Origin of the sequence: Duncaniella dubosii (assembly GCF_004803915.1) — a bacterium.
GTDB lineage: Bacteria > Bacteroidota > Bacteroidia > Bacteroidales > Muribaculaceae > Duncaniella > Duncaniella dubosii.
Genome location: NZ_CP039396.1, coordinates 1,742,011 through 1,763,957, shown reverse-complemented (window position 1 = coordinate 1,763,957; position 21,947 = coordinate 1,742,011). Strand labels below are relative to the sequence as shown.

20 protein-coding genes and 3 tRNA genes are annotated in these 21,947 nt (G+C 51.0%); 18 read left to right on the top strand and 5 right to left on the bottom strand.

All coding sequences use genetic code 11. The features are described 5' to 3' along the window. Nucleotides 1-4 precede the first annotated feature (4 nt). From E7747_RS07685 to E7747_RS07660, 6 genes are read left to right on the top strand one after another with little or no spacing between them, the layout of a single operon-like run. Complete coding sequence (locus E7747_RS07685; protein WP_136415166.1) at nt 5-505, top strand: hypothetical protein; 501 nt, start codon at nt 5-7, stop codon at nt 503-505. Next, a complete protein-coding gene (locus tag E7747_RS07680; protein WP_136415165.1) occupies nt 490-1,020 on the top strand; it encodes a hypothetical protein in 531 nt (176 codons plus the stop codon). Before E7747_RS07685 ends, E7747_RS07680 begins: the two co-directional genes overlap by 16 nt. 60 nt (nt 1,021-1,080) lie before the next feature. Continuing rightward, nucleotides 1,081-1,872 carry a hypothetical protein gene (locus E7747_RS07675; RefSeq protein ID WP_136415163.1) on the top strand — a complete coding sequence of 264 codons (792 nt, stop codon included), beginning with the start codon at nt 1,081-1,083 and terminating at the stop codon, nt 1,870-1,872. Nucleotides 1,873-1,892: 20 nt separating this feature from the next. Beyond that, nucleotides 1,893-3,050: a hypothetical protein gene (locus E7747_RS07670; protein WP_136415161.1), complete on the top strand. Its 1,158-nt coding sequence runs from the start codon at nt 1,893-1,895 to the stop codon at nt 3,048-3,050. A 35-nt stretch (nt 3,051-3,085) separates the two neighbouring features. After that, nucleotides 3,086-3,499 carry a hypothetical protein gene (locus E7747_RS07665; protein WP_136415159.1) on the top strand — a complete coding sequence of 138 codons (414 nt, stop codon included), beginning with the start codon at nt 3,086-3,088 and terminating at the stop codon, nt 3,497-3,499. A gap of 38 nt (nt 3,500-3,537) precedes the next feature. Then, on the top strand, nt 3,538-4,590 hold the full coding sequence (locus E7747_RS07660) for a hypothetical protein (RefSeq protein WP_168185279.1): 1,053 nt from the start codon (nt 3,538-3,540) through the stop codon (nt 4,588-4,590). 345 nt (nt 4,591-4,935) lie between these two features. On the opposite strand, the gene E7747_RS07655 is transcribed toward E7747_RS07660, so the two are convergent. Continuing rightward, nucleotides 4,936-5,109, bottom strand: a complete 174-nt coding sequence (locus tag E7747_RS07655; protein ID WP_228449290.1) for a hypothetical protein — start codon at nt 5,107-5,109, stop codon at nt 4,936-4,938. Between the two features lie 257 nt (nt 5,110-5,366). Between E7747_RS07655 and E7747_RS07650 the strand changes: the two genes are divergently transcribed. The 8 genes from E7747_RS07650 to E7747_RS07615 all read left to right on the top strand — a co-directional run bounded on the left by E7747_RS07650 (nt 5,367) and on the right by E7747_RS07615 (nt 17,353). Further along, on the top strand, nt 5,367-6,617 hold the full coding sequence (locus E7747_RS07650; protein WP_136415153.1) for a hypothetical protein: 1,251 nt from the start codon (nt 5,367-5,369) through the stop codon (nt 6,615-6,617). An 85-nt stretch (nt 6,618-6,702) separates the two neighbouring features. Continuing rightward, nucleotides 6,703-7,659, top strand: a complete 957-nt coding sequence (locus E7747_RS07645) for a hypothetical protein (RefSeq protein ID WP_136415152.1) — start codon at nt 6,703-6,705, stop codon at nt 7,657-7,659. 6 nt (nt 7,660-7,665) lie between these two features. Further along, on the top strand, nt 7,666-8,289 hold the full coding sequence (locus E7747_RS07640; protein WP_136415150.1) for a hypothetical protein: 624 nt from the start codon (nt 7,666-7,668) through the stop codon (nt 8,287-8,289). A gap of 375 nt (nt 8,290-8,664) precedes the next feature. Next, on the top strand, nt 8,665-8,994 hold the full coding sequence (locus tag E7747_RS07635) for a pyocin knob domain-containing protein (protein ID WP_136415149.1): 330 nt from the start codon (nt 8,665-8,667) through the stop codon (nt 8,992-8,994). Between the two features lie 1,150 nt (nt 8,995-10,144). Then, nucleotides 10,145-10,396, top strand: a complete 252-nt coding sequence (locus E7747_RS07630) for a hypothetical protein (protein ID WP_136415147.1) — start codon at nt 10,145-10,147, stop codon at nt 10,394-10,396. 16 nt (nt 10,397-10,412) lie between these two features. Further along, nucleotides 10,413-10,898, top strand: coding sequence for a hypothetical protein (locus E7747_RS07625; RefSeq protein ID WP_136415145.1), 486 nt, complete (start codon nt 10,413-10,415; stop codon nt 10,896-10,898). 112 nt (nt 10,899-11,010) lie between these two features. Continuing rightward, complete coding sequence (locus E7747_RS07620; RefSeq protein WP_136415143.1) at nt 11,011-15,615, top strand: phage tail tape measure protein; 4,605 nt, start codon at nt 11,011-11,013, stop codon at nt 15,613-15,615. Beyond that, nucleotides 15,599-17,353, top strand: a complete 1,755-nt coding sequence (locus tag E7747_RS07615) for a hypothetical protein (RefSeq protein ID WP_136415141.1) — start codon at nt 15,599-15,601, stop codon at nt 17,351-17,353. Before E7747_RS07620 ends, E7747_RS07615 begins: the two co-directional genes overlap by 17 nt. Here the strand turns inward: E7747_RS07615 and E7747_RS07610 are convergent. Both E7747_RS07610 and E7747_RS07605 read right to left on the bottom strand, forming a co-directional pair. Next, on the bottom strand, nt 17,350-18,579 hold the full coding sequence (locus E7747_RS07610; RefSeq protein WP_136415139.1) for a tyrosine-type recombinase/integrase: 1,230 nt from the start codon (nt 18,577-18,579) through the stop codon (nt 17,350-17,352). The two genes, E7747_RS07615 and E7747_RS07610, sit on opposite strands and share 4 nt — an antisense overlap. 123 nt (nt 18,580-18,702) lie before the next feature. Continuing rightward, nucleotides 18,703-18,774, bottom strand: a tRNA-Pro gene (locus tag E7747_RS07605). A 360-nt stretch (nt 18,775-19,134) separates the two neighbouring features. Between E7747_RS07605 and E7747_RS07600 the strand changes: the two genes are divergently transcribed. Beyond that, nucleotides 19,135-19,314, top strand: a complete 180-nt coding sequence (locus tag E7747_RS07600; protein ID WP_136415137.1) for a hypothetical protein — start codon at nt 19,135-19,137, stop codon at nt 19,312-19,314. 14 nt (nt 19,315-19,328) lie between these two features. On the opposite strand, the gene recO is transcribed toward E7747_RS07600, so the two are convergent. Then, the gene (recO, locus tag E7747_RS07595) at nt 19,329-19,916 is read right to left on the bottom strand and encodes a DNA repair protein RecO (RefSeq protein ID WP_136415135.1); all 588 of its coding nucleotides are present in this window, start codon (nt 19,914-19,916) and stop codon (nt 19,329-19,331) included. A 146-nt stretch (nt 19,917-20,062) separates the two neighbouring features. Next, nucleotides 20,063-20,836 carry a hypothetical protein gene (locus tag E7747_RS07585; RefSeq protein WP_228449289.1) on the bottom strand — a complete coding sequence of 258 codons (774 nt, stop codon included), beginning with the start codon at nt 20,834-20,836 and terminating at the stop codon, nt 20,063-20,065. Nucleotides 20,837-21,214: 378 nt separating this feature from the next. Between E7747_RS07585 and E7747_RS07580 the strand changes: the two genes are divergently transcribed. From E7747_RS07580 to E7747_RS07570, 3 genes are all read left to right on the top strand, one after another. Further along, nucleotides 21,215-21,286 (top strand) — tRNA-Glu (locus E7747_RS07580). 40 nt (nt 21,287-21,326) lie between these two features. Then, nucleotides 21,327-21,584 (top strand): 30S ribosomal protein S20, encoded by a 258-nt coding sequence (gene rpsT, locus E7747_RS07575; RefSeq protein ID WP_123613379.1) that lies wholly within the window; start codon nt 21,327-21,329, stop codon nt 21,582-21,584. 51 nt (nt 21,585-21,635) lie between these two features. Then, nucleotides 21,636-21,707 (top strand) — tRNA-Glu (locus tag E7747_RS07570). The last annotated feature ends 240 nt before the right edge of the window (nt 21,708-21,947 follow it).

Below are 21,947 nucleotides of genomic sequence, written 5' to 3'. Positions count from 1 at the left end.
AGAAATGAACGACTCGAATTTCCACTGGGACGCAGCAGCCTTCTTTGAGCGTCTCACCGCCCGAAACCGTCTTGCGAAAGCCCATGAATACCGTTTCGCGCGCGTATCCTCCCTCGAAGGCTTCCATGAAGCCCTCGGGACAATGCACTCTTCAAAGGCATTCGTCGCCGTCAGCGACGAATCTCAGGGAGGTCTCGACATCGAGAACACCCCGCACACCCGCCGGGTCAAAACCATCTTTCTCGCCCGCCGCCATCCCGTCGCCGACGTAAAAGCCCGCGAGCGGATGCTTGAGGGCATGCGCGAGCTCTTCCGGCAGTTCATGACAGTCCTATGCCTTGAAAAGATCCGCCTTGAGGAAAACAGCATATTCATTGACCCCCGCATCTCCTTCACCGAGATTGACCGCTACTTCTTCACCGGCTGCGCCTGCGCCTTCTTCCAGATCGCAGTCGACACATACACTGACCTCACATACAATCCTGACGAATGGGAATCCGAATGACAGCCGAAGAAGAAAGGCGTAAATTCGTCAATGGCTGGAACAGCACCATGATCGACATCTGGCAGGAGCGCATAAGACAGCTGGGCGTATATCATACCGGCTCACTGTGGCGCTCCCCCCTCGCACTCAAAGTCAGGGCTGACGGCCGGTTCTATGACATCACACTGTCGCAAACCTTCCTTGAATACGGACTTTGGCAGGATCTCGGCACAGGACGCGAAATCCCTCATGGGAATACCGGTGACGTGAAGTGCCTTGATGCTGACTACCGCAGGGAACACAAGCTTGACGAACCGAGAAAACGAGGCCCGAAATGGGGTGGAGGCGAGACGAGTGGCCATCCACGCGAGCCCCGGCGGTGGTTCAGCACAAAATACTACTCATCCGTCCTTAACCTCCGCGACTTCATGGCCGAATCCCTTGCCGATGAATTCAAAGGCATGTTCTGTTCCTCCCTTGACTCTGACAAATTCCGTGCCGACACAGCCTACTACCGTCGCAAAGGCTACACATAGTGATTTGTCTTTTATCACCATGCGCCCTCCCGCTAAATTTGTCATAAAAAACTCCCACCCATGCTCGATGTCTCCGCGCTTAAAGCAAAAATAGAATCCCTGAAAAACGAAATCATTCAGGATTCCATCTCCCCCATGCGCCTCGGTATCATCCTTGAAGAGCTGCTGAAGCTGCTGCGCAAGGTATATCAGGCCAATCTCACTGATGACATCGAACAGGCCATACGCGAAGCCGACACCGCGCTTAACAAAGCCCGCACCGCACTTGAGATTCTTGAACAGGCCATCAGGCTGCATCTCGAAGCCTCCCGCGTATCGATCGTTGACCGTGGCATATATGACCCTCAGGCCACATACTACTACCAGACACTCAACCCCGCCACCGGAGTTATCGAGACATCGGACGTATGGTACGGCAGTTGCCGTTTCCGCTGTCTCGTCACCGGCACTGGCCAGATTCCTGAATGGTCATCAACGGACTGGATGTTCATTGAAGGCAATCCCTACTTCACCGTCGAATTCCGTGACACGGACTACCTCTTTGATCCTGACTCCTTCGAATGCCCGCTGGAAATCGTGGCATGGATGTACAATCAGGACATAACGGACGACATACTTGACGCAGATGTAGTCTGGACACGCTATTCCGAGGACGCGGAAGGCCGTCCGCGCCCTGCATCTGACGCGGCATGGGCGGCAAAACGCATAGGAGCGGGAAAAAGCATAACAATCACGCGCGACGACTGTGACTTCAACGGATACACCCCCAAGACACTCCGCTTCACGGCCACCGTCACGTTACGCGACGGTTCTCCTTCCGAGCCCGTCGCATCCACATCATTTGAATACTGATACAGCACATCAATATCGACATGAAAGTAACAAGAAGATTCGACTTCAATTATAAGCCCCTGCAGCCCTCGCAGTCCATCACGGTGACAGGCTCAGTCCCGGACAGACAGACATTTGATGCCAACACGGGTACATACACACCGGACTACACCCTCACACCGCTGACCGTCAGGGCCAATATCTCCGTCATTGACCTTGACGGAATCATCCCCTCCGGCGACATCAATTCCCGCCTCGCCAACATCAGATGGTACGCCACGCTCGCAGGAAAGACAAGCATCATCTCCACCACAGATCCCGGCTACATCATAGGGGCGGAAGGATCGTCAGACGCCGGCCAGATACAGGTCAGACACAACATTGACCCCGCACTCCCGCTGACACTGACGTTTCAGGCAGAGTTCGTCGACCCGCGTACAGGCCAGATATTCAGGTTCAATCTGTCCAAGATCCTGCGCAGCAACACGGAAGCGGCCTCCATGCGCTTTGAGATCGACACACCCCCTCAGGTCATATACAACCCCGTACGTCATAACCCCCTTCAGGTCATCACGGCCAGATTGAGCATCGGGAAGGAAGACATCCCCGCCTCCCAACGGAAGTTCATCTGGGAAGTCCTGCGTGATGACGGCACATGGAGCGCCGTCGGCGACAGCCTTCTCGACTACTGGGGTGAAATCTCGGCTGACGGTTCCAAGCTCACTGTTGACCGAACCCTCATCTGCGATTCCCTGACCGTCCGCTGCTTGGCGCTGTATGACGCCTCCGGCAATCCGGCCTCGCAGACCGTCACCCCCTCGACCCCCGTCCGTACAGTCACGTTCGTACGCCGCATCCCGGAATACTGGTTCGACATGCTGGACGCCCCCTACAATATCCCGCGCACTCCGTACATATTTCCACGTTGCGAGGTGCGTGACACAATCAGCATACTCACTGATTCGCAGGTCTCGGAGAACTTCGATGTATGCTGGTTCATGGCCACCAACAAGGCCGCCGCCACCCTGACATATCAGCAGATAGGCACAGGTATCGCACCGCGCCTGTCCACATCGCTCATGTCGGACTCATTGGGCGGAGTGCTCGCCCTTGATGTCACTCCGCGCCAGCCGCTTAAAGCGCTGACCGTGGACGGCTGCATACTCACCGTGGACGGAAAGATACTTCTTGTCCGCTGACATGATATTACATTCACAATTTCAATCTATTCGATATGGCATTATACATAAAAGCGAATCCGCTTGTCGCAGCCCATCTCAACGTCGACAGGCTGCGTCTGAAACTCTCTGACGGGAATTATCTCTTGTGGCAGGCAGACATGCTCGCCTTCGGAAAACTCTATGAGATTCCTCAGATCTGCGGGCGTATCGGCGCGCTCCCCCTTCAGCCTTGGGAAGCGCGTCAGGAACAGGACGGTTCAGTGCTCCGACCCCTCCCTGTCGCTACGGATGACCGGTTCATCATGCCGGACGAACCTGACGGAGCGGACGAACCTGACGGATCAGGGCAATCCATCCAAGACAAAGATCAGGACAGCGACAGCAGCACAGAGGATGGCACTGACAAGGCCGTCCCCGGTAACAATGACACGGTGACAAATGACAAAGAAAGCGAGGTTGACCTATGATCAGCAAGGCATCAGCTACCCGTACCATAAAATTCAACATGAAGTCCGGTACGTACGTGGCCAATATAATGTCTCCGGCCGGCGATCTCTTTCAGGAATACGCCTCCCAGACAGCGGGCACATCCGTCCTGCCGTCCTTCGAGGACACCACAAGCCCCTATTACCGGCCTGAGCTGAACTTCCTCCTGACAAACTCCCGCAGCGAGGGAGCGGTCACACCCGCCGACATGGAATATTATATCGGCGATGACCGCATACTCTTCGGATCTGACGGCCTGTCATCCGGACTTCAGGCCGGTGGCACGCTCAACACTGACTACGCCGGAGTGTTCAAAAAAATTACACCCGGAAGCGGCAACATATATCATGGACTGCAGATACTCCGGAATCTCCCCGAACTAACCGGCTGGGCCTCGATTGTCATAAATATGGTAGCCGTAGTGAATCCGCCCAACAGCACTGTCGCTGACCGTATCCGCGCATCATACCCGATACCAATCTCGCAGCGGTCAGGTGACAGCGCGAAAGTCACCATCGCCTCCCCGGACAACTTCGCCATCACCGAAAAGGGTGGATCATGCCGTCTGACGGCAAAGGTCCTTAAAGGAGGTGCGGTTGACTCGGGATGGACTTTCAAATGGTATAAGATGGATGTCAGCGACAGTAGTTCATCCCTCACCCCCGGATGGATCCAGATAGCCACCGGCGAATCTCTGACAGTTGCCGAAGCCGATGTCCAGACCTCCGCCATGTACCGTGTCGAAGCTGAGAAAAATGGAGAGAAGATCTCCGACATGGCATCGGTAATGGACACCAGCGACCCCTACGACATCGAACCCTACCCCGTGCCGGAGGACGAGACCATCGACGAGGACACAAACGGGAATTCTCAGGTAGTCTACACCCCTAAGCTCGTCACACGTAAATCAAAATCACCGATCCCGGGCACTCAGTTCCTGTTCATAATGACCGATTTTGCCGGCAACATACTGAATCCGGCCACCAAGGACAAGGCGGTCTCAAGCTTTACGGTCACCCGTGCTGACTGCGTGCAGGGCAATGACATATCGCTCACCATAATCGCCGTCTGACACATGAAAGCCTCCGCCGTACGCACAATCCGGTTCAACCGCACGCCTGTCCCCGGAAAGGATGCCGTCTCTTACCGCCTCGTCCCCTCCTGCAGCTCTGTCCCTCTGAGATGGAGCGGGGGCAGCCTTGTCTCGGATATCGATAGAATCACCCTGCGCGTGATCCGTCAGACAGGAGATGACACCCCGGTCACCGTGCCTCCATCTTCTTGGGGGACAGAAGGGATAAGCGTTACCTGTTCGTACGGTCTGGGCAATGATTCCGCGCCGGATTTCAGTTATAGCCCCGATGACGGAATATCCGTCAATGTACAAGCCTCCGGAGTTACCGCGTACCTCGTTCTTTCAGGAATCACTGTCTACACGGTTACAATACCATTTGTATCCGACGGACAGCCGGGAGAGCCGGGCGCTGACTCCGTGACATGGACGCTCGTCCCCTCGGTCACCGCCGTGAGATACGACACCATGACAGGTGCCTACTCCCCCGTGGCGCTCTCCTGCCGCCTCATGCGCCATGACGGCGATGCAGTCTCGGAGATTGACAACCCCTCCGGCCACGGACTCGCCATGTGGTTCTACGTCGACGGCAACCGCGCCCAGTACGTCCCCGGCATGTCCATGCAGCTCGTCTACCCCGTGCGCCCGTCGCGCTTCGCGTTCTCCGTCACAAAAGGCACGTCGGAAGTGGCGCGCGCCGACATCCCCGTCGTCACAAACGGCCCTTACGTACCCTTCCCCGGCTGTGGGACGAATACCCCGATGACTACGTGTTCATGCAGGGAAAGGACGGCGAGGAGCGGCGCGACCTCGTGCTCGCCCGCGACGACAACTCCGGCCGCCTCTACGCATGCGCATGCAAGCTGACCCACGTCAAGAACACAACCTATCCGCCCCTCCCCGCCGGAGGCCCGGGAAAGGACCACTGGGTGACAGGCGAACAGCAGAGGTTCATCGCCACCGAACTCCTGCTCGCCGAGCTTGCCTACGTGCGCAACCTCATGGCCGAATACGTACAGATGCGCGACGCAGAGGGCAACGTCCTCTTCGAGGTGTTCGAAGGGCATGTCACCGCCCGCACCGGCACATTCGAGAACGTCAGGGTCTCCGGCTCCGTCTCCGCCGGCGACCCCCACGGCAAACGCGTGCTGCTTGACCCCGACGGGAAGGCCGTCCGCATCTATGATGCCGACGGAAGCGAGTGCGCGAGGCTCGACGGCTCTTCCTACACCTACGAATCTGTCATGCCCGCCGCCGGACAGACGCTCCCCGCCCCTGACGGAAAGGCCGTCACGATGAGCGCGGCGGCCAGCCCCACCACTGCGGCCACCGACACGAGGGTGGTCATGGAGCGTTCCGCCTCCACCGCCACCGGCATAGGCTCGGTAAGGATCACCGTCTCGGCCGACGTGTTCATGAAGTCTGATATCACAGGCCCGGAGTTGAATCCCGACGCCTCGCCCCGCGCCGCAGGTTCAGAGATGACTCCCGTAATGCTCAAGACCGCCTACGTCTACTGCACCGTGGCCACGTATGACGTGAAAGGCGCGCTCCTCGACAGCTCCCGGCTGCTGGTCGCCGCATGCGCCATGAACGCGGACGGCTCATACTCCGGCTCGGCCACACGCACCTATACCGTGGCCGTCCCCGAAGGCCGCCATGAGATCTCCTTCGAGCTACAGGCCACCGGCGACAGCGCCTCGGCCACCGTGAAGCTCACACAGGCGACATTCGTGGCCGACGCGATGATGACCCGCTACTTCGGCAACGGGTTCGCGCTCACCAAGGACACCGAGAACTACCTGATAGCCCTCTACGACAGCACCGCCAAGCGCATGCGCCTCCTTCTCGGAGGCATCCTCGAGGTCAACGGCGTAAGGCAGCCCGCCACGGTCTACGCCGGGCGCGTCACCGACGGCTCGACATCCGCATCCGTGCCCGCCACGCTCACCTCCCGGTTCTACCCGGCACATCGGCGGGGGTCACGCTGGCAAAAGGCTCAACCCCCGCAGCCGGCTACACGCTGAGATTCCCGGCGAGCTACGGCCTCACCCCCGCCAACAGCCTCATAAGGCTGACAGGCTACGGAGGCGTGGCCGACAAGCCAACGGAATGCCCCGCCAAACCATCCCTGAAATCAGTGGCGGCATCCGGCAGCGACCTCCTCGTCACCGTGTGGGTCTCCGACGACGCATCCCCCAACTACGGGGGCTTCGACATCGAGGTATGCCGCACGGGCTGACCGCATGGCACAGAAATATAATCAACGACAATACCAACCAAAAAACAGACAACAAAAAAATGGCAACAGACAACAACAGGACAAAGACCCCGAATGACGCGGTAAAGATTACCGAGCTGCCCGAGGGAAGCCAGCTGCTCCTCGTCGACAAGTCCGGCACAGTGCTCGAACGCATGGAGGCCGAAAGGTTCATGGAGCTTCTAAGGGCCACCGTGCAGGTCGGAGGAAGGAATCTGCTCAGGAACACCAATAAAGGCTCTACCAACTGGCAGGTAAACACCGAGTATCCAAAGGTATGCGAGGGATATGTGTGGCCTGACGGAACACGCGGAGCGCACTTGAAAATTTTGGACACCTCCGCATCAGTAGCGGGAACGTATAAAATTCTGATGTACAAAATGGAGACAGCTGTCTTGAAAAGGCTCGAACCGAACTCGGTCTATATGCTCAGCTTGGAAGTGGAGGCTCTTACAGAACTTCGGTTCTCCGCGCGGATATGCCTTGGAACTACTAAATACCCTCTGACAGGCACGACAGCGTCTCAGTCCATGACCCGAGGCGAACGCAGGAGGCTTTATTTCGAACTCCACACAAACAACTTCACTCAGGAAGACATCAGCGACCAGCTTATATACCTTAACTGTGCTGACTTCTGCGAGCTTCGCGTCCGCGACATCAAGCTCGAACGCGGCAACATCGCCTCGGACTGGACACCTGCACCTGAAGATTTAGGTTTCGGGGGGGGTAATTTATTGGTTGATAGATTGTTGCAAATCTGCACCATCTCCCCTGAGTCAGCAAACGCAAACAACAACAAATCAAACTAAGGAGAGATGAGTACAGAAAGAACAATCGACGCGACAAAAGTCAACCCCTCCGCCACTGCCAAAGGCGATGCTTTCGTAATGACCTCTGCCGGAGGAAGCCTCAAGAAATGCGACATCGACGCAATCACCGCACGGCTGAAAGAGCTTGGGGTGGTCAGCGGAAGGAACATCGTCAAGGACAGCCACCCCGACAAGGAAACCACAGAGTATACGTTAGCGCTGCTTGAATACACCGAAGAACTCGCCGTTGGCGACATCATCACAATCACACTTTTCGGCGAGCTTGGAAGTCAGAAAGAGTATCTGCAAGCCATCCACAATGGTGGTGACGGCTCTCGCGGGGCAACACGTCTGTCAAAGATTTCTGATGGTATCTATCGCGGAACGATGATTATACACAGAACCGACGGTGACGGAGCCCTGCACATATACGCCGTACCCAACGCTGTGACATCGGCCTCCAAGGTCAAATGCGTGATGGTCGAACGCGGTAAGACCGGCAGCCTGATGTGGACTCCCGCGCCTGAGGACGTGGCCGACCTTCTCGCAAAATCGGGGGGGGGTAAAATCCACATTCCCAATATGTTACACTTCTCACCCGCAATCTGCGGAGAAAGGAGTGCGGCATGAACGACAGGATTTACGATCTAAAGGATGTCTTGAAGTCACTGCCGGCACAGGCAACCCTCGACGGACTGTCCGTCCTTTGCGCGGACACATCCGGAGATCTGAAAAAATCAAATGCCGCAATGCTGCAAATTCATTCAGAATTAGTGTCAGGCGATTTGAACGATATAACGGGATGCGGAATATATCGGTTAGACAGTACTGGGTCAAATTGGCCGGTGACGGCTGGAGGAATGATAATGCTCCATCTGAATGTATATCAGCTTGTCTTTCGAGCCGGAGACGGAGGCCATTTGTATTTCAGAGTCAAAAGTGGTGTCAATGGCTGGGAAGCTTGGAAAACCGTAGTCTGAAATATCGAAAGGAGGTGGTTGCCGCATGAGCGATAGAACTGTAGAGGCCACCAATGCTATCTTTAAAAGGTATCTGACGGACACGGTAACATTTCGTGGAACAGCAACTGATATTGATTTGCTGACTGAATCAGGAACATATGCTATTGTTCGTGGTGCTTCTGTCGGTGTTCCTTCGGGAGCTTACGATTATGGTGTGCTTGTAACGCTGAATGCAAGCCTCTTCATCGCCCAGCTGTACATCCCTCACTATAAAGCCCCCAGTGGACATAACTTGTATAGCCGTGTGTGGTACCGTAGTGGTTGGAAGCCGTGGCAGGGCTATGACAGCGTGGAAGAAATACCCGCCGTATAACCCGCCTCCCGCTAAACAGCGACAGCCCCTCGCATCTCCATACATATCCTAAAATGACAATGGCTTCCGACATATCCCGGAAGCCATTGTCATATCTATTCAAGAAGATCTGATATAAAAGAGTCGCCCACCCCTCCCCCCTCGGTGAAGCGCATAGGGGCACATCACTACCATTGGCCGTAGCGTTCATATTCCTTGCGGGATAGAGTATTGCCATTATCGGGCTTATCACCTACGGCACTGGCCCGATAACAGCACGGAGCATTACGCTCGCATTCGCTACCGCCTAATCCCTGCATGGCTGCCTACAGCCGGAAGCCTATGCCGAGGGTTCATCGGGCTGCTCTCCGATTGCCGATAAATCCCATCGGCACACGCCTCCGTCCTTCGCCTTTATCGCCATTCGGGAATCGCCGGCAGCGAGGCGGCCTTATTGGCATGCTGTAATGCACCGCCTACTCACTCCCTTACTCCATTTCACTTCTACGGCCACATCACGTTTCGCGCCCCTCACTGCTTCACCGAGCCATCACGCCCACAAGGGGCAGAGCGGTATACCAAAGCGTGAGCTGCACTCACACATTGGTCTCATTACCGTGCGCACTATATCTCCGCTGGATAAATTTTTCTGCTGATTGCACGGCACTCCCTGCATATTCCGCAAAAATCAAAAGGAAGAGCGCTCCTCGCTCCGTAGGGCGTGCGGGGGGTCTTCCGTCGGAAAAAGGGGAATTTTTCCCCTTTTAACCCCTTTAATTGCTTGAAAATAGTATATTTGCATTTTTAACCACTGGAAAAACGCAAAAAAATGTAGATTTTCAAGGAGAAATCTGTTGATAACAGTTTTAAGATACAGGCATTTACCTGTATCCAATTCAACAAAAAAACCTTATGTTGCTTTGTTGTAGTATCGGAAAAATTTCGTATATTTGCAATGCCAACTAAAATAAGACGTATGTCTACCGCAGAGCCTCGGTCATCGGCTCGAACATTCTTCGGGCATTTTTTATGCCCTTACATAAAACAGCTTTAGACGGCTGCTGTATCCTTACAACTTTGCTCTTCGGAGACAAGTCTTGTTTTAGTTTGGCGACGGGATACGGCAGCCGTCTTTATATCCTGCCTTTAACGCCAAACTAAATCAAGCAAAATGGGAGAATTAAACCTACTATCCGAAGGGCAAAAGGCCGTTGTCGATGCCTACCTTGCCAACTACGAACCTGCTGAGACCTACGACCACGAGGCTCATATACTCGTTGACACGCAGACAATGATTTTACATATGGGTACTATGTGCCGTTTCGACGAGAACATGCTCTGCGACTACCTTGCTCAAAAAGGATTCCGCGCCCACTATGAGGACAAAGATGCCATCTGCGGATGGATTATGAAAGAAGTCTGATAAAATTTACTGTTATATGCCTTTCCGTTTTTCTACACCCGGTGTCACATTATTTTCCCTCGTCGCAGCAGGGATAATGTCTCTTTTCCGCGCACCTAAGAAGCACATACGGACATCTCGGCCATCCCAACCGCCCTGTGTCTCACGTGTGCAGGAAATCGTTAATACCCATAGTGATTGTACGGCCGAAGTGTTCAATATCTTCGTGAAAGGCCGTAGGTCGGTCAGAATTTTTTCTGACATTACTCCCGGCGACCGCGTAGGGCTTCACCTGCATGGCAGCACCGTAACCGTCACTGTCGGAACTGCGCGTGTGGCCACTGCCGTTCTACCTGAATCATCCCGTCTGCCTGAGGTGATACATGGAGGCCACAGCTTCGAAGCCTACCTCGGAGGCCGGGATGAACAGAATGTCTCAGAAGAGGCCGATTTCGCTTCCATCATAGTATTTTATATTCTTGATGGAGTCCCGCCAACCCGGGTCAACCTCTGTCATACCTAATCATCAGGACTACTATATTGCAAGCCCCGCCATAATCCGGCAGGGCTTTTTTTGTGTCTTTTAATCTCCGTCTGACAGTCGGTTACTTTGTCGGAAATTAATCTCTCCGACTATGAGTGGTATAAACGAAACTGCTACTGTAACCCTCAATGTTAATGGCGCTCAGGCAAAACAGATGATGTCCGAGCTTGATACGAAAATCAAGGCCACAGAACAGACGATTGAGGAATTAAAAAACAAGATAAAAGACCCCAAGGCTCTTGAGAATGCCCAAAATCAGCTGAACGATTACAACACACGCCTTTGGGCTGTCATGGACAATGCAGCCCGGACAAAAACCGCGATAAACGAGATGAAAGCCTCGGGTGCTTCACCTGAGGAACTGGAGGCCGCTAAATCACAGCTAAAGAAATATTCTACTGAAATCGGGCATCTTAAACGTGCGGTAAAAGATGCCAAGACCGAACTTGACAAATTCGAGCCTAAGACACTGGAAAAGGCCCGGAAAGAACTGTCGTCATACAAAAAACAGCTTGAAGGAATTAAATCCGCTACCGAGGGCGTTACCCAAGCCCTCGGCAGTCTCGACACGGCCACTCCACGGCAACTCGAAAAGGCGCTCCGCACCCTCAATAAACAGTTAAAGGGGCTGACTCCGGGCACGGAAGTATGGAATTCACATGTCGAGCAGATTCAGAGTCTGAAAGCGCGCCTCGCAGAATTAAAAGATGAGATTGACGGACAGCAGTCAGCATGGTCTCGGTTTCAGGACTGGGCTTTGGGGGCTTGGCCTGCCATTGACCTATTGCAGCAATGGGGAGGGAACGCATTCGACATCATGCGTGGTGCGGTCGATGCCTATGCGGACATGGATCAGGAAATGGCCAATGTCCGCAAATTCACAGGGATGACAGCGGAAGCTGTCGATGACCTGAACGTGGAGTTCAAGAAAATCGACACCCGTACTTCACGCGAGAATCTTAACAAACTCGCACAGGAAGCCGGCCGTCTCGGCAAAACCTCAAAGGACGATATCCTCGGTTTTGTCAAAGCAGCTGATAAAATCAATGTCGCACTTGATGACCTTGGTTCGGACGCTACGCTTAAACTCTCCAAACTTACCGGGGTTTTCGGTGACGAATCACGTTACGGTACGGAACAATCCCTGCTTAAAGTGGGTTCCGTCATAAATGAACTGTCGCAGAACTGTTCGGCATCAGCACCCTACCTCGCCGATTTCGCCTCGCGAATGGGAGGTGTGGGAGCACAGGCAAATATGACAATCCCACAGATAATGGCCTTTGGAGCAGTCCTTGACAGCAATGGCCAACAGGTCGAAGCTTCATCCACAGCACTCTCTCAAGTCATCGTCCGGATGATGCAAGAACCTGCAAAATACGCCAAGGTCGCAGGCCTCGATGTCAAGAAATTCACACAGATGCTGAAGACTGATGTCAACAGCGCCCTGATTCTTTTCCTCGAAACCCTCCAGAAAGCCGGTGGTATGGACACACTGTCGCCGATGTTCAAAGACATGGGCGAGAACGGCTCTCGTGCCATTGCTGCCTTATCTACCCTTGCCACCCACATTGATCAGGTAAAAGCCCAGCAGGAAGTCGCAAATGTTGCCTTTGCGGAGGGAACATCCATTGATAAGGAGTTTGCAGTCCAGAACGAAACTGTACAGGCTTCACTCGAAAAGGCAAAAAACGCCGTGAACGAACTACGCGTCGAGCTTGGCCAGCGCCTTTCCCCCCTGATGTCTCACATGATATCGTCAACCTCCGCCATGACGAGGGGGCTTCTGACACTCATTAAATTTTGTTTTGAATACAAGGGGGTTATACTTACGCTATCGGCTACACTCCTTGCCTACATTGCCACCGTAAAGGCATACGTAGCCGCAAAGGCTATCGAAAATGCAGTTGAACAGACTGGCTTACGCCTGAAAGCTTTGGTGCGGCCACTCGTCCTTGCCACATCATTAGCCTATTATAAATTGACCAAAAATGTCACTAAGGCTGCTGTCGCTCAACGCTTGTTGAATGCCTCGATTTCTGTAAGCCCTATAGGCCTCATGATAACGGCAATCACCACGGCCATCGGTCTGTTATGGACTTACTCGTCAAGGGCAAAGAAAGCTGCTGAAGAACAGAGCCGTCTGCGCAAAGAGGCCGAAGCTTATAAAAAATCCATATCGGACATCTCTCTGGCTTCGGAACAGTATGCTCAAGAAGAAAAAAGCCGTCTTGACATGCTGTACAGGGCAGCAATGAGTGAAGCGACATCAAAACAAGAAAGAATAAAAGCTTCGAGAGAACTGATTTCCCTCTATCCTGACTATTTTAAGAACCTATCCGCTGAAGACATCATGCTCGGCAACGCAAAGGACCGATATGATGAACTAACCCGTTCAATCATCGAAAATGCGAGGGCGAGGGCAGCCGCTGATCTCGTGTATAAGAACCAGCAGGAGATACTTGAAATTGAACAGAATATCATTGACGGAGAAACAACACAGATTAGGTTGGCTGAAGAGAGGGACGCTGCCAGATTAAAGGTCGATAAAACACCCGATGCCACCGGCCTTATGTCTACAGGCATGGCTCAGCACGCTGCATACGCCGAAGCTATGACCGCGTATGTAGAGGCCGAAAATGCGCTTATCGACAAAGGCAATGAAGTACAGGATTTGTATGATAAGCGCCGGGCACTGGAAGAAGCCAATGAGGACTTGATCCAAAAGTTCGGTCCTGCCGCTCTTGCTGCCGCATCAAAGCCACAGTCCGGGCTCACTCCCGAATCTGTAGAGAATCCATCCCCTACAGGTTATGTCTCGCAGGTTCAAGCCGACAAAGAACGTAAGAAAAAAGAGGCCGAAGAACGCCGGGCTGCGGCCAAGGCAAAAAAAGAATTCAAGGCCGAGCTTGACTCTTACAAGGCCCAGCGTTCCGCCTCTGACCGTCAGGTGCTCGAACTTTACAAATCTGGAGTTATCGAATATGACGAACTCCTGCGTCGCCGGCACGAGAATGAACTGAAATATTATGACTCCTCGATATCGCATTTCCAAAAAACATTCTCTGACCAGAAAGACACATATCTGCAGGACGACAAGGACTACCAGAAGCTCCTCCTTGACCGTGAGAAATCCGACGAGAAATATGAACAGAACCGTACCGCCCTCGCACTACAGTCTATCAACCGTCGTAAAAATGCCGAAGAACAGGATGCGCAACACATGTTTGATGTCAAATCCGATCCTACGGTACAGGACGAGATAGCCCTTCAGACAGAACTGTACCGTATTCGTCGTACAGCCCTTGACGACAAGCTCGCCCTTTACACGGAAGGGTCGAAGGAGCATGCCGACGTTCGGTTTGAAATCGAGTCTCTTGAGAAGGAGCGTGAGCTGACATTGAACAAAACCTATTTCAAGGCCGTCAGCACCTTCCGTGAGGCTTATGACAAGAAGAGTGCGGCCGAAAGGTTCAGGCTTGAAAAGGCCACTCTTGACGCCCTGCTGAAAGCCAACATCGTTTCAGCCGAGCAATATGCCAGGTATCTCAAGGGTCTGTCCGATAAATACAGTTCCGAACTCCCCGGATCTTCTCCTGTTGCTTCGGCCGCAGAAGCAGCGGCAAAGTACGAAGCCGAAAAAAAACAGCTACAGGATGCGCTCGCTGAAGGACTGGTCTCTTCAGAGGAATTCTATGACCGTCTTGCCTCCATCGGAGAAGAAGCCCGGAAAACAATCTTTGACGGACTCCGCAGCTCCGCAGGAGAATGGAACGCCATGCTCTATAACATCGCCGATTCCTTCAAGTGCCTGCTTGATGGACTCGAAGGATCTCTTGCCGGCACTCTTGAACGTATAGGCCAATGCACTGCAGCGGTCTCCGCCGCCGTTACAGCCGGGATGCAGGTCGCCACTGAATATGCCAAGGCTGACGCTGAAATCCGGATTAACACCATCGAAAAGCGTTACGAAAAGGAAATCGAGAATGCTCAGGGCAATTCATATAAAGTCACGAAGCTTGAGAAGGAAAAAGAGGAAAAAATAGCCAAGATAAAAAATGATGTCACAAAAAAGCAATATGCAATGCAAGTCGCTCAGGCCTTTGCCGATACCGCGGCGAATGCCCTTAAGGCATACGGATCTGCGCAGGTGCTTCCCTTCCCTGCATCCCAGATTGTAGGAGCTATGGCCGCCGCTGTGGCCACAGCCCAAGGTCTTGCCCAGATTGCAGTCATCAAGAAACAGCGGCAGGCGGCCGAGGCTCAGGGCTACGCCGAAGGCGGATTCACAAAGCCCGGAGGTAAGTACGAGCCGGCCGGCATCGTTCATGCCGGTGAATGGGTGGCCTCACAGAAGCTTCTCGCCAGTCCCGTCGCACGTCCGATGATCGAGGCTCTTGACTACGCGCAGCGGACCAACACAGTCGGGTCACTCCGTCCTGATGATGTGTCACGCGCCATCACCGCAAACAATTCCCTCGTCCGGATTGCCGAAAATGACGGAAGCCCAGCACTCATTGTGGCCGCTGCCATGCAGATGTCACGCACTGTTGACAATCTTACCGACAGGCTCAACCAACCGTTTATTACGGTCAACACCGTCACAGGTGATCAGGGCATAAAACAGGCAGAGGACGAATATTCACGCCTCATAAACAATAAATCTCCTAAATCCCGTAAAAATGCAGCTAATCATTGATGGAAAGAATGCAGTATTGAAGAAAGGAAGCTCTTTCGATTATATCTCGGAAAACCGCTCTTTCTCTGACGCTGACGATTACACCCTTTCAATAACATTGCCATTGGCTGACTGTCCCGAAAATCTCGATATTTTCGGACATATTGACCGAATGGACATCGATTCTCGTAATATAGTTTTTGAGGCATCTGTCATTGACCGCGGATTTTCAAAAAACGGGGTTGTCACCGTCGTTGGCGCTACCGATATCGAGGTGAAATGTCAGTTCCTCGAAGGACGCAGTGTCCAGAACTTCAACACCACATTCGATGAAATCTATATAAACGATCTTGATCTCGGTGGCTATCCTGCTTCATCATTGCCACGCCTTCCGTCAGAATACCTGAACGACATCGGACATGGTGCAGCTCAGGTCGCCTTGCCTTGGGTATACGATGAATCCGGCAGCATTCAGAATGAAATGATATATGATTCCGGCGGTGCCCTCGTCTGGGCTCAGTCCGCAAAGGACACGGGAAAGCTGTCTTTTCAGCCATATCTTATTGTCATTGCCACACGTATATGTCAGGCAGTCGGTTACACCTATGATTTCTCCGGATGGGAAGCATCCCCGGAGCTTTATCTGCTCATCTGCAATACACTCCCGGCAGCTTGGGACATTCCTCAGTACGGACGTATCCTCCCGCATTGGTCTGTATCGGAATTCTTCGAGGAGTTGGAAAAAATCCTCGTGTGTGAAATCGATATTGACCATAAGGCTAAGCATATCGGATTGACATTCTGCAATGTTATTACGGAATCACTCCCTGTATTTAAAATCGATCAGGTGGTCGATTCCTTCGACTCTGAAATATCATATAATGACGGACTTTGCACCTTCAAAGGTCTGGCAAATCTAAGTTACGCTGACCGTGGTGACGAAAAATGGAAATTCGAACAGTGCCAATGGTTCATTGACCTGATAAGGTCTGAAAACAAATATTACAAGGAATTTCAGACTGAACGTGAATTCCTTGATTGGAGCACGGCCTCTTTTGGAATCCTCGGTCCTTCCCCGACAGGTAAGGATACGGAGCGTGGGAAAAATATCGGGATGCTGATACACATTGTCGAGTCGCACCGTTACGGCATATGGCGTGTGGTTTACGCTAACTTAAAAGAATTTCCCAATATGTATTTCTATAGATGGCTCGATCTTAATCGCTTCGGTAATGTCATTCAAGATCCAGATTCCGACAATGACATAGAGCTTCAATGTGTGCCAGCCTGTATCGACTACACTGACTCCGAACATGGAGATTGCCCCTTTCTCGCACCGGCAGACTTTAACGAAAATGAAGAGCTTGATGCCGATGGCATCCGGCAGCCCGTTGCCTACAGTAATCTCCTCAAGGGAGAACAGGATTCATCCCCGGTATATTATGACAAAATATATCTTGCCTATTGGAATGGAAACACATCTGATCAAGAAGCCGGGCTCACTCCTTCAGACCTGTGTCCGGCCGTTGACAAACGCTTTTCATTGGACAACAGATATGCGCCCTATCTTTCCGGCATTAAAATAAATCCACGTGAAAAGCTCAAGATATCATTTATTTCCTCCTCCATGCCTTCCGTCAGGTCTGTTTTCCATATCAAAGGAAGGCGCTACCTGTGCGAAAAAATAACTGCGACATTCACCGAAAACGGCATGTCGCAGCTGCTTAAAGGAGAATTCTATCCCATTATCGATGATTAAAGAGCTCCGTTATATCCGATAATGTCCCGGTTGCCGGGAGCTTTACTCGCACTCTTCTGTAAATAGATATCCGTAATCGCCAATGACGAGTGCCGGGCTTGGTCTTTTACATGCCGGGGCGCTACATTCTTATCGCACATTTCCGTGATTCCTGTATCTTTAAGCGAATAGAACTTCCACTCCCTTTTGAGTTTCAGGGCACGGCGCACATTGTCCCAGTGATCCCGGAAATGCTTTGGATCGATTTCCTTTTCTCCGGGTCTCAGCCTATACGAGAATATGAAATATTCCATCGGTGCGGAGAATACACCGAGGTCGATTCCATATTGGATGACCTTCTTTGGAAGTGTTATTGTCTGCGTCACCTTATTCTTGCTCAGTTCACCCGGTATTGTCAATGTACAGGCTTTAAGGTTGAAATGCCTCACTTTAATACGTGTCATTTCTACTGGCCGGATAAAGCAATAATACAGCAGATAACAGGCAAAAAGAAATTCCGGGTCTTTCTCCCGGCAATATTCGGCAATACACCCTACCACCTCAAGAGGTATGCACTCCCGCTCTTTCTTGTAGAGCCGTTTGCTGATCGGAGAGATTCCATCTGTCGGTTTACTGTCGAGATAACCCTTGTCTACAAGAAATCCACAAAACACCCGGAGGAAATTCAGATAGTTGTTTCGCGTCTGCGCTCCGTTGTCACGTTCTATGAACACGTAGTCAAGAAAGTCAACACAGAACTTGCGGTCGAACTGATAGGCATAGTAGATCGGGTTCTTTTTTGAGATATATTCCCGCATGATCTTGACATAGGACTTGTAACCGCTATATGTCTCTTTGCGGAAATAACCGCTCGCCAGCATTTTTTCTATGTGTGCCTCATAGCGGCTTACTGCTTCCTCGAATACAGTCAGGTCGCTCGTGTCATTGACAATCCACGGATTCCAACCCTTGTTTAACTGTTCCGTTAACCGCTTCATCACTCCACGGGCATACGTTCTGCGATTGGTTATACCTTTAATCCGGTTTAGTTTAATTCTTTTACGACGCATTTTACCCCGAGCCGGGTCATAGGCATAGAACTCGATATAATCACAGCCTTCGTTTTCTCTGTATGTTGGAAGGGTGAACTGACAGGCTATCTGAACACCGCTATGAAGGGTGATATTGGGGTTATTGTACGATTTTTTATGCGAGGAAAAATTTTTCGAGCACATTTTTTTTGACATTTTCAGACCCGAAAATGTCGGTGGATACTAAGGACGAAAAAAACGGCGTGTCCCGTTTTTGTCCCGGCTATTTTGTCAAAATGAGTGTAACTCACTGAGCTACACTCATTTATCAAAATTTTGTCGGGTGAGAAGACTCGAACTTCCGACCTCCACGTCCCGAACGTGGCGCGCTGCCAACTGTGCTACACCCCGAACAATCAAATGCGTAACATGGCGTTTTCGCGACCACAAAGGTAGTAACTTTTATTTTAACCTCCAAAAAAAAGTGATATTTCAGACATGAAAATGTCATTTTTTATTTTTAATGACATTTTCAGTCATCTAAACAAGGTTTAATACAGAGATTTAGCCTTCTTTCCACCCATATCTGAAAACTCTGCGTCACAAAGCAAGCTCAATCGACCGAAAAGCATTATCCATGTATTATGTGAACCGGCATCAGAATATGCTTAATTTTCATCAGGTCTCTGTAAACCTAAAAAACACCAATGATGTTTTAATAATATCTCTTCAGAAACCCAAATATCCATATCCTTAAAAACACCCTTCACTATGGCACCACTTGACGAACGCACCCTCCTCTTATGGCTCGGAATTGTCCTGCTCGTAATAATCGTCACAATAACCGGGCTGTTAATCAACCGCTACATAACATATCGCGCCCATCGCAGAGCGCTTGAATCGCTCAGGCATGAACGCATGGCCTCTTTGCCGAGAATATCCGGACGATAGGCTTTGAGAGATTCTTACAGCATCATCCTGAGTATATCAAGCGAACGCAGATGACGCATCGACACATAGTGAAGCGAATAATATCCGAGAATGCCGTCAACTATAGCATTTCGTTCCCTACGGTTAAAGCGGAAACGGTGCATATTTGAAAATGTCATGCGCGACAGACGATAGGCAATCTCCGAGTCTGCGGTGGCAAGGAAATTTCTATGCAGAGGCATTGAGCGCCGCCAACGCCCGTCGGCCATGTCAAAGACGGAACCTTCCGCATACGTCGACGCATCCGGCTCTATGCCGAGATGACGCGCGAGATTAAAAAGGAAGCATATATGGAAATTTGCAGTCCCGGCCGCATCGGCTTTATCAAGAACTTCAATGCAGGCGACAAGGAAATCAAACATAGCTTCGTCCGGGTCGCCACCCTGAAGCGTCACTGCAAGCACTTCTGACAGAAACATGGCTATCATCTGCTTTATGGGATCGGAATGCAACGACTTGAGTGCCACGCCTTGCTGCACCTGACGCATAGACAAAATCTCACGTCCGGGTCGAGGCTCACTGACGCATTCGATGACGCTCAACGGCATGGCAAGCGCCTTCATTCTCGCTGAGGACTTACCCTTCCCGCAGGCATAGCAAGCGACACCCGGCCCAATTCACGGCTATAGGCCGTAAGTATGGTCTGAGTGTCGCTGTACTTTGTGGTTCTTAATGCCACAAGGTGAAGATTCATATCCTCTCCGTGGCTTTAGAATATCTTACCGCTGAGACGGAAAGTAAGATTCGGATAAAGCTTGAGGTGCTTTATGATATCCTGAAAATCATTGGCAGCCTCATTTTCGGTAATTTCCTTGAGGTCGCCGGTCTCAGAATAAACCTCGGGCTTGCCTTCAAACTGCACACCGAGTTCAAAATTAAAGCTCAACAGACGCTTTGGTATCGAACGTCCCCAGCCAAGACCAAGATAAGGACGGAAACCTTTCACTTTAAGACCACCGCGCACATCACCGTTTTTATCGACAGGAATGTTGTAGTCACCGACCTCAATCATACCGCCGTAATTCATCATTGCATCGCTGTGACCTTTAATTTTGATAAGCTTGTCTCCGCTGAAATAAGCACCGGCGGCGATAAAAAACGAACTTGAAGGTATGGGATACACATTAAGAATCACCGAACCCTGTGTACGTCCAAGCCCACAGTCAACATCAATAGTCTCACTCACCGATTCTCCTGTCACCGGATGATTGTAATACGCATCAACATCCGTGCCAAATTTAAAATCAGGCATGAAATGCACACCTGCGCGCAGCGCAAGGAAACGTGTAATAGGAGTCGCGGCCTCAACGCTTATACCGTTGGTTCCGACTCCGACACCAAGGCCAAGATGGTTGAAAACTCCTAAAGTCGACTTCACTCCGGGAACAGGAGCCGGAGCCATGCAGCAATTGTCAGCCGCAGAAATAGTCGTGCCGAAAGCAGCAAGACCAAGCACAAAAGCAACTAATAATTTTTTCATCATTACTGTTTATTTGTTACGTGATAATAAAAGGTTATTGAAGGCATCGATTCTACGATATAATCGGGAATACTATGTTTACACTTTTTTGCAAAATTATTCTTTTTTTGCACATTGTTCAAATAAAATCGCAATAATATTTTTCAAACAATATATTTTTAACATCGAATGTTTAATTTCATGAAACTTCACAAATCAATAAAACGGCTGTCAGATTGAAGCTACAAACGATCCTAAAACCATAAAATCATCTTATATAATTAAGGTATATAGACGATTCCAATGCCTATCACGATATTTTTTCAAGTTAAATTCTAAAAATATCTTAAAAAATTTGCTTGATTAAAACTTAGTGCGTAACTTTGCAATCGCTTTTGGGAAGGCCCATTCGTCTATCGGCTAGGACGCAAGATTTTCATTCTTGAAAGAGGAGTTCGATTCTCCTATGGGCTACTAACAAGACTTAATCAAGAAACAAAGAATTAATTAACCGATGGCAAATCACAAATCATCACTTAAGAGAATTCGTCAAACCGAATCACGCAGACTTCGCAACCGCTACTACGCAAAGACTGCCCGCAACGCTGTGCGCAATCTTCGCAAACTTACTGACAAGGCTGAAGCTGAAGCAGCTTACCGCAAAGTGAGCGCTATGCTTGACCGTCTTGCATCTAAGAAGTCAATCTCTAAGAACAAAGCCGCAAACCTTAAGAGCAAGCTTGCTCATCACATCGCAAAGCTCGCCGCTTAATCCGAAAGGCTTCTTGAAGATTTTCCCGACAAGCTATCTTGGTTAAGGAACGGCCCATTCGTCTATCGGCTAGGACGCAAGATTTTCATTCTTGAAAGAGGAGTTCGATTCTCCTATGGGCTACCCGGACTCACCGCTCAATGAGCGGTGAGTTTTTTGTTTATTCAGCCTATCATTCCACAGGGGGATATTGTATTTTACCATGCGTCAGCTACACCCGTAAAGAATTCATGAAATTTTGAGGCTCAAATAGTTTCATGGCTCAATCTTTTTTACTACATTTGCCATATATTGTTCCACACACTTCATCACAGATAGCCGGCAAGCTTTTTTTTGACCTGACCTACGGCAATCACGTTAACT

Excerpts from the sequence above, each read along its gene's own strand:
- E7747_RS07610 (WP_136415139.1), bottom strand. The coding sequence starts at position 18,579 with ATGTCAAAAAAAATGTGCTCGAAAAATTTTTCCTCGCATAAAAAATCG.
- E7747_RS07675 (WP_136415163.1), top strand. The coding sequence starts at position 1,081 with ATGCTCGATGTCTCCGCGCTTAAAGCAAAAATAGAATCCCTGAAAAAC.
- E7747_RS07585 (WP_228449289.1), bottom strand. The coding sequence starts at position 20,836 with ATGATGAAAAAATTATTAGTTGCTTTTGTGCTTGGTCTTGCTGCTTTC.
- E7747_RS07630 (WP_136415147.1), top strand. The coding sequence starts at position 10,145 with ATGGGAGAATTAAACCTACTATCCGAAGGGCAAAAGGCCGTTGTCGAT.
- E7747_RS07615 (WP_136415141.1), top strand. The coding sequence starts at position 15,599 with ATGCAGCTAATCATTGATGGAAAGAATGCAGTATTGAAGAAAGGAAGC.
- E7747_RS07660 (WP_168185279.1), top strand. The coding sequence starts at position 3,538 with ATGAAGTCCGGTACGTACGTGGCCAATATAATGTCTCCGGCCGGCGAT.
- rpsT (WP_123613379.1), top strand. The coding sequence starts at position 21,327 with ATGGCAAATCACAAATCATCACTTAAGAGAATTCGTCAAACCGAATCA.
- E7747_RS07670 (WP_136415161.1), top strand. The coding sequence starts at position 1,893 with ATGAAAGTAACAAGAAGATTCGACTTCAATTATAAGCCCCTGCAGCCC.
- E7747_RS07645 (WP_136415152.1), top strand. The coding sequence starts at position 6,703 with ATGCCCCGCCAAACCATCCCTGAAATCAGTGGCGGCATCCGGCAGCGA.
- E7747_RS07620 (WP_136415143.1), top strand. The coding sequence starts at position 11,011 with ATGAGTGGTATAAACGAAACTGCTACTGTAACCCTCAATGTTAATGGC.
- E7747_RS07640 (WP_136415150.1), top strand. The coding sequence starts at position 7,666 with ATGAGTACAGAAAGAACAATCGACGCGACAAAAGTCAACCCCTCCGCC.
- E7747_RS07600 (WP_136415137.1), top strand. The coding sequence starts at position 19,135 with ATGGCACCACTTGACGAACGCACCCTCCTCTTATGGCTCGGAATTGTC.
- E7747_RS07635 (WP_136415149.1), top strand. The coding sequence starts at position 8,665 with ATGAGCGATAGAACTGTAGAGGCCACCAATGCTATCTTTAAAAGGTAT.
- E7747_RS07665 (WP_136415159.1), top strand. The coding sequence starts at position 3,086 with ATGGCATTATACATAAAAGCGAATCCGCTTGTCGCAGCCCATCTCAAC.
- E7747_RS07625 (WP_136415145.1), top strand. The coding sequence starts at position 10,413 with ATGCCTTTCCGTTTTTCTACACCCGGTGTCACATTATTTTCCCTCGTC.
- E7747_RS07655 (WP_228449290.1), bottom strand. The coding sequence starts at position 5,109 with ATGGCGCATGAGGCGGCAGGAGAGCGCCACGGGGGAGTAGGCACCTGT.
- E7747_RS07650 (WP_136415153.1), top strand. The coding sequence starts at position 5,367 with ATGCAGGGAAAGGACGGCGAGGAGCGGCGCGACCTCGTGCTCGCCCGC.
- recO (WP_136415135.1), bottom strand. The coding sequence starts at position 19,916 with ATGAAGGCGCTTGCCATGCCGTTGAGCGTCATCGAATGCGTCAGTGAG.
- E7747_RS07685 (WP_136415166.1), top strand. The coding sequence starts at position 5 with ATGAACGACTCGAATTTCCACTGGGACGCAGCAGCCTTCTTTGAGCGT.
- E7747_RS07680 (WP_136415165.1), top strand. The coding sequence starts at position 490 with ATGGGAATCCGAATGACAGCCGAAGAAGAAAGGCGTAAATTCGTCAAT.